The organism is Monashia sp. HAY1-5C (assembly GCF_056755255.1).
In genome coordinates this window covers 1-7,171 of the sequence record NZ_JBPGXG010000184.1, presented here as the reverse complement: position 1 = coordinate 7,171, position 7,171 = coordinate 1, and the positions used below count along the sequence as shown (strand labels likewise).

The 7,171-nt window shown below is 70.4% G+C and carries 5 protein-coding genes; all 5 read left to right on the top strand.

Going from position 1 to position 7,171, the window contains the following annotated elements; translation table 11 throughout:
- Positions 1-213 precede the first annotated feature (213 nt).
- The 5 genes from ACR9ZK_RS19815 to ACR9ZK_RS19795 all read left to right on the top strand — a co-directional run bounded on the left by ACR9ZK_RS19815 (position 214) and on the right by ACR9ZK_RS19795 (position 7,063).
- Entirely contained in the window at positions 214-1,254 is a 1,041-nt protein-coding gene (locus tag ACR9ZK_RS19815; protein ID WP_481343688.1) for a LacI family DNA-binding transcriptional regulator, read from the top strand.
- Positions 1,251-2,231 (top strand): ABC transporter permease, encoded by a 981-nt coding sequence (locus ACR9ZK_RS19810; RefSeq protein ID WP_481343687.1) that lies wholly within the window; start codon positions 1,251-1,253, stop codon positions 2,229-2,231. Before ACR9ZK_RS19815 ends, ACR9ZK_RS19810 begins: the two co-directional genes overlap by 4 nt.
- A complete protein-coding gene (locus ACR9ZK_RS19805; RefSeq protein ID WP_481343686.1) occupies positions 2,228-3,181 on the top strand; it encodes a carbohydrate ABC transporter permease in 954 nt (317 codons plus the stop codon). Before ACR9ZK_RS19810 ends, ACR9ZK_RS19805 begins: the two co-directional genes overlap by 4 nt.
- Before the next feature lie 142 nt (positions 3,182-3,323).
- The gene (locus tag ACR9ZK_RS19800; protein ID WP_481343685.1) at positions 3,324-4,910 is read left to right on the top strand and encodes an ABC transporter substrate-binding protein; all 1,587 of its coding nucleotides are present in this window, start codon (positions 3,324-3,326) and stop codon (positions 4,908-4,910) included.
- Positions 4,907-7,063: a glycoside hydrolase family 32 protein gene (locus ACR9ZK_RS19795; RefSeq protein ID WP_481343684.1), complete on the top strand. Its 2,157-nt coding sequence runs from the start codon at positions 4,907-4,909 to the stop codon at positions 7,061-7,063. The genes ACR9ZK_RS19800 and ACR9ZK_RS19795 overlap by 4 nt, the downstream gene beginning before the upstream one ends.
- Positions 7,064-7,171 lie beyond the last annotated feature (108 nt).

Sequence of the window (7,171 nt, the reverse complement as noted above, 5' to 3'; positions counted from 1 at the left end):
CGAGCGACGCTCTGAACCGGTCCTGCTCGAGTGCCCCCTCGTGTCGCGGGATTCCGTCGGCCCACCCCCGCACGGTCGCGGAACCACGCGTCGACTGGTGCCCTGACGCGACGACCGGCATGCGCAAGGACGACAGACCCCTTGACCGGCACCAGCCGGCGCGGCTAGATTCGCCGGCGACCGAGTTAAACGTATAACGGTGAGGAGTTCGCGATGGCGCGAACCGGCGGTCGGGGCGGCCCGACGATGAAGGACGTCGCACGGGAGGCGGGCGTCAGCCAGGCTGCGGTGAGCCTGGTCCTCAACGACGCCGCCGGCTCGCGCGTCTCGGCCGAGACCCGTCAGCGGGTGCTCGACGCCGTGGACCGCCTTGGCTACCGGGTGAACTCGGCCGCCAAGTCGCTCCGAGAAGGCCAGTCGCGCCTCATCGGCTTCGTCGGTGACACCGTCGCGAGCGAGCCGTTCGCCGGTGACCTGGTCGAGGGTGCGCAGGACCAGGCATGGGTCGACGGGCACCTCATGCTCATCATCAACACGGGCGGTGACCCCCTCATCGAGGAGCGCGCCATCGACTCGCTCCTGTCACGCCAGGTCGACGGCATCGTCTACGCGTCGATGTACAACCGCCGCCTCAAGATCCCGCCGCTGCTGCGCGAGGTGCCGACCGTCGTCGTCAACGGCACGGCGGACGACGGCTCGCTCCCCGCGGTCGCGCCCGACGAGTACACCGGCGGACTCGAGGCCACCCGACACCTCGTCGAGCACGGTCACGAGCGCGTGGCCTTCATCAACATCGCTCCGGCCGAGTCGATGCTGCCGGCGGTCGTCGAGCGCGAACGTGGCTACGTGGACGCCCTCACCGAGGCGGGCCTGCGCATCGACCGGACCCTCGTCAAATACGGCGACGGTGACGCCGTGGCCGGTCACCGGCTCGCCACCCAGCTGCTCCGGCGCAAGCGCCGGCCCAGCGCGATCTTCTGCGGCAACGACCGCACCGCCTGGGGTGCCTACCTGGCCGCCGGCGAGCTCGGCCTCAAGGTCGGCACGGACGTCTCGGTGGTCGGCTTCGACAACATGCCGGTCATCGCGCCACACCTGCGCCCAGGCCTCACCTCGATGGAGCTGCCGTTCGCCGAGATGGGGCGGCGCGGCGTCGCTCGCCTGCTCTCGGGTGACACCGACCCCACCGTCGAGCTGCTGCACTGCCCGCTCGTGTCCCGCGGGTCGGTCGGCCGCCCGGTGCCCGCGTCATGACCGCCCTCACGCTCCGGCGACCGAAGCAGGAGGCACCGGGCGCGGGGCCGCAGGCCCCTGCACCCACGACCGGCCCGTCGCTCGCGACGCGGATGGCGGCCCGGTGGCAGCTGTACGCGCTCCTCGCCCCTGCGCTCGTCTACCTCGCGCTCTTCAAGTTCTGGCCGATGTACGGCGTCCAGATCGCGTTCCGCAACTTCAACCCGTTCGACGGTTTCGCGGGCAGCCCGTGGGCCGGCCTCCAGCACTTCCACCGGTTCTTCACCTCACCGCAGTTCGCGACCCTGCTCGAGAACACGCTGGGTCTCGCGGTCACCAACCTCGTCGTCGCCTTCCCGGTGCCGATCATCCTCGCCCTCATGCTCAACCAGCTGCCGGACGGGCGGCTGCGTTCCGTCGTCCAGGCGGTCCTCTACTCGCCCACCTTCATCTCGACCGTCGTCGTGGTCGGCATGCTCTATCTGCTGCTGTCGCCACGAACCGGCTTGGTGAACAACGCGATCGAGCTCCTCGGCGGACAGCGCATCCTCTTCATGGGATCGCCCGAGTGGTTCCGGCCCATCTTCGTCGGCACGACCGTCTGGCAGGAGTCCGGCTTCCAGATGGTGATCTACCTCGCCGCGCTCGCGAGCGTCGACCCGGCCCTGCACGACGCCGCCCGGGTCGACGGCGCCAACACGTGGCAACGCCTGCGTCACGTCGACCTGCCCGGCATCGCGCCGACCATCGCCGTGATGTTCCTCCTGGCGGTCGGCAACCTCATGAACGTCAGCTACGAGAAGGCCCTCCTCATGCAGACGCCCCTCAACCTCGAGACCTCCCAGATCATCCAGACCTACATCTACCAGGCCGGCCTCCAGCAGGCGCAGTTCAGCTACAGCGCCGCCATCGGATTGTTCAACTCGCTGCTCAACCTCGCCCTCCTGCTCACCTTCGCGCGGGTCGTCTCCCGCCTCCAGCGGGGAGCCGGGCAGTGAGCGCCCGCACCGCCCCCGCCCTGTCGCGTCCACGGGCCGTGGGCCCGAGCCATCCCCGCACCCGTCGGCGGTCGGCGGGTGAGCGCACCTACACCGTCGTGGCCGGCCTCGTCCTCGGCGGAGCGGTGGTCGCGATCCTGTACCCGCTGTGGTTCATCCTCGTCGCCTCGTTGAGCGACCCCGACGCGGTCAACGCCGGTGCGGTCTGGCTGCTGCCGCAGGGGTTCACGACGGACGGCTACACGCGTCTGCTGTCCGACGCCACGGTGTGGCGCGGCATCGGCAACTCGGTGCTCTACACGACGCTCGCCACGGTCGTCAGCTGCTCGCTCGTGCTGACCAGCGGGTACGTCCTCGCCCGGCGGGACCTGCCCTGGCGACGGCTGCTCACGGTTCTCTTCATGACGACGATGTTCTTCGACGGCGGCATGATCCCGCGCTACCTCGTGGTCAAGGACCTGGGCCTGCTCGACTCGGTGTGGGCGATGGTGCTGCCGAACGCACTGGCCGTGTGGAACGTCATGATCGCTCGCACGTACTTCCGGTCGGCCCTGCCCGGGGAGCTGCGGGAGGCCTCGCAGCTCGACGGGGCATCGGAGTTCCGGCACTTCTTCTCCATCGTCCTGCCGCTGTCGAAGCCGCTCGTGGGCGTCATGGTCCTCATCCACCTCGTGTGGAACTGGAACGCGTTCTTCGACGCCTTGATCTTCCTCGGTGACGACACGAGGTACCCGCTGCAGCTGGTGCTGCGCAACATCCTCATCCGCTCCGAGGTCGCGGCCCAGGGCAACCTGACCTCCGACCTGGCCTCCTACGCCGAGGCGCAGCGGGTCGGCGAGCTCGTCAAGTACGCCATGGTCGTCGTCTCCACCCTTCCCCTGCTCGTCGTGTCCCCGTTCGCCCAGCGCTACCTCAACCGCGGTGGCGTCTCCGGCGCGCTCAAGGCCTGAGCGGTCATACGTATAACGCACTGCCGCTCGACCTTCCTCCGGACCTCGGAAAGACCGCTCCACCCGCACCGCCGCACCACCCCAGCACAACCACCGAACGCACCGACGGCGCTGCCGTTCGGTCCCGCGCCAAGGAGTACCCATGAAGAAGACCCTCGCCGTGGTCGCCGCCCTGAGCCTCTCGCTCGCGGCCGGCTGCTCGGCATCCTCGGACGCCGCAGACGGTCAGGCCGGCACCGGCTTCAGGACCACCGGCCTGCCGATCGTGACCCAGCCGATCACGCTCACCTTCACCGGCAGCAAGGCCCCGCTCGCCGACCTGCCCGCCATGAGCCTCGTCAAGCAGTGGCAGAAGGACACGAACGTCGCGATCAGGTGGCAGAACCTGCCCCTCGACGCGTACAAGGAGAAGAAGAACCTCATCCTCGCCAGCGGCGACCTGCCCGATGCGTTCTACAACTCGGAGCTGAGCGACTCCGACATCATGACCTACGGCTCGAACGGCACCCTCATCCCCCTGGAAGGCCTGATCGACAAGTACGCCCCCAACCTCGAGAAGGTCTTCGAGCGGCGACCGGCCCTCAAGGCGGCCGTCACGGCAGCCGACGGCCACATCTATGCGCTGCCCAGCGCGGAAGAGCTCGACCTGGGATCCGTCCCGTTCTTCTGGTCGATCAACACGACCTGGCTCAAGAAGCTCGGCCTGTCGATGCCGCAGACCATCGAGCAGTACCACGACGTGCTGACCGCCTTCCACACCAAGGACCCGAACGGCAACGGCAAGGCCGACGAGATCCCGCTCAGCTTCATGAACAACTGGTGGTGCGCAGACGTCGGCGACCTCTTCGCCGCGTTGTCCGGCATGCCGGACAACGTCGACCACCGGATCGTGCGCGACGACAAGGTCATCTACACGGCGATCCAGCCCGAGTACCGCGACGCGATCGCGAAGCTGCACCAGTGGTACTCCGAGGGGCTCATCGACCCCGAGTCCTTCACCCAGAACGACAAGCAGTACCTGGCCAAGGGCAAGACGAACCCTGAGGTCCTCGGCTCGTACGTGTGGTGGGAGACCGAGGAGGTGGTCGGGCCCGACCGGACCAAGGACTACGCCCTCATGGGCCCGCTCCAGGGACCGGCCGGCAAGCTGGTCGGACGCTCCAACAACGTCGACTACAGCCGCAACGCGTTCGCGATCACCCGGGCCGACAAGTACCCCGAGGCGACGATGCGCTGGGTCGACCGCCTCTACGACCCGGTCATGTCGGCCCAGGTCGCGTGGGGTCCGATCGGCGAGGGCCTGCAGAAGGACTCATCCGGCGTGCTCGTCGCCACCCCGCTCAAGGCGGGCGAGGACGCCGGCGAGCGCCGCCAGAAGATCGCCCCGAACGGCCCCCACGTGGTCCTCAAGGAGGACTTCCAGTCGGTCGTCGCTCCTGAGCCGCGGGCGGCCCAGCGCGCCAGGGACCTTCAGCAGATCTACCTGCCCTATGCAGAGAAGCAGTCCTACCCTCTCGTCTTCTTCACCCAGGACGAGCTCGCCCGCATCGGCCAGATCGGGACGGACGTCAAGGCCATCGTCGACGAGAAGCGGGCCGCCTGGATCGTCCGCGGCGGGATCGAGCAGGACTGGGACGGCTACGTCGCGTCGCTCAAGCAGGCCGGCATCGACGAGCTCGTCTCGATCTACCAGGCCGCCTACGACCGCAACAAGAAGAACAGCCGGTGACGAGCGTGCAGGCGCCGGCGGGTCTCCGCCGGCGCCACCTCGTCGGGGGCGGGCGCACGTCCCGCCTGGCCGACCTCCTCGCGGACGATGCTGCGGTCTGCGCGTCGGTCGTCGTCCTCACGCTCGACTACGCGGCCGTCTCCCTCGGCTCGGTCACCGGCCGCGTCTCGGGTCTGGTGAGCTGGTCCGAGGACGGTGGCGGCAAGGACGGGGGTGGGGGTGTCGTCCTGGGGCTCGACCGCTCGGGCCGCCCCTGCGTCGAGGTGCGCACGAGGGCAGTGCCGGGACGGGTGGACACCGTGACCGCCGCAGAGCCCGTGCGGCTGGGCGACTGGCACCGCTTCGGTCTCGTCGTCGGGGACGACGAGGTCGGCCTGCACGTCGACGGGCTGCTGGTCGGGTCGGTGCGGCTCCCCGGCGCCTCGCTCCCGCCGCTCGGGGACGTCCTGGTCGGGGGTCGTCACGACACCGCCCTCTGCGACACAACCTCCGGCGAGACCCTCCTCACGGGGGAGAGCGTGACCGGCGTGGTCGGGGCGGTGGGGCTGGCGGGCCATAGCGACCGCGCCAGCGCGTCGGCAGCCCTGCACGACGACGGTCCTGCCGACCATGCCCCGGTCGACGTCGTGGCAGAGCTCGCGCGCTGGCGTCGGACGGACCCCTACCGGCCCACCTTCCACTTCCTGCCGCCGGCGCACTGGATGAACGAGCCGCACGCGCCGATTCAGGTCGGGCGTCTGCACCACCTCTTCTTCCAGTCCAACCGCACCGGCGCGCACTGGGGCGGCATCGAGTGGGGACACGCGGTCAGCACCGACCTCGTGCACTGGCGACACCTGCCGCCGGCCCTCTCGCCGGTGGACACCCCGGTGGCGCCCGACGGCGTCTGGAGCGGTGGCAGCGTCCTCGACGACTCGGGCCGACCGATGCTCTTCTTCACCGCAGGTGACGTCCGCTGCAGCCCGGACCAGTCGGTCGCCGTGGCGCGCCCGCGGGGCCTGGGCGCAGCCACCTCGTGGGTGGCTGACGCCGAGCCCGTGCTGCGCATGCCGACGAGCAAGGCCCTCGTGCCCGGCCAGTTCCGTGACCCCTTCGTCTGGCGTGAGGGAGAGCTCTGGTTCATGCTCGTCGGTGCCGGGGTCGTGGGCCGGGGTGGCACGGCGCTGCTGTTCGAGTCGCGCGACGGCGAGACGTGGCGGGAGGTGGGACCGCTGCTCGTCGGTGACGAGGCGCGTCATCCGGAGGTCGGGCAGATGTGGGAGCTGCCCGTGCTGCTCCCCGTCTCCTCCCCCTCCGGGCGGACGGCCCACGTGCTCCTCGTGTGCCCGTGGTGGGAGACGGTGCCCGAAGGGCGCGTCGTCGAGGTCGTCCACTGGCTCGGTGACTGGCATGCCGGCACCCGCTCCTTCCGGCCGTGGCACCCCGACCCTCGGCGCCTCGACGTCGGCCGCCACTTCACCGGCCCGAGCGGCAACGTCCTGTCCGACGGGCGCACCGTCCTGTGGTCGATCACCCAGGACGGCCGCACCGCCGCCCAGCAGGCGGAGGTGGGCTGGGCCCACAACGCCGGGCTGCCCCTCGAGCTCTCGCTCGGCGCCGACGACACGCTGCGCGTCGCCCCCCTGCGTGAGCTGGCGACGCTGCGCGAGGACGCGATCCTCGACGTCGACGGTGGCAGTGCGGTTTCGGGGAGAGATCCGGCCGGCGAGACGGTCACGACGCCCGGCGCCGTCGCGGAGCTGTCGGTGGCCCCGCTCGAGCTCGACGTCCGGTGCGCCGCGGTGGCCGGCACGGTACGGGTCGACATCGTGCACGGCCACGACGAGCTGCATGCATCGGTCGGGTTCGACTGCGGTACAGGCCTCTTCCAGGTGCACCGACCCGACGCCCGGGCATACGACACGTGGAGCCCGACCGAGCGCGACGGTGCCGTGACGCCCCGCGCGGACGGGCGCCTGCGGCTGCGGGTCTTCCTCGACGGGTCGATGCTCGAGGCGTACCTCGGCGACCGGGCCGCCCTCACCACCCGGGTGCGACCGCCGGCCGGCGCTCGACTGCGCGTCGTGCTCCCACCGGAGGCTGCGGACTGGAGCGTCCGGGCCTGGCGCCTCGGTCGTGCCGACCTCACGCCACCGGCCGAACCGGTGGACTGACCACCTTCTCCCTGCCCTTGCCCACCGCCCACTGACGGGACTGCTCACGTGCTGCTGCTCGACGACCACTGGACCTGGGACTTCTGGACCGCCGTTGACGGCCCGGAC

Bases quoted from the DNA above. Each gene is read 5' to 3' on its own strand.
- ACR9ZK_RS19815 (WP_481343688.1), top strand. From the start codon at position 214: ATGGCGCGAACCGGCGGTCGGGGCGGCCCGACGATGAAGGACGTCGCA.
- ACR9ZK_RS19810 (WP_481343687.1), top strand. From the start codon at position 1,251: ATGACCGCCCTCACGCTCCGGCGACCGAAGCAGGAGGCACCGGGCGCG.
- ACR9ZK_RS19800 (WP_481343685.1), top strand. From the start codon at position 3,324: ATGAAGAAGACCCTCGCCGTGGTCGCCGCCCTGAGCCTCTCGCTCGCG.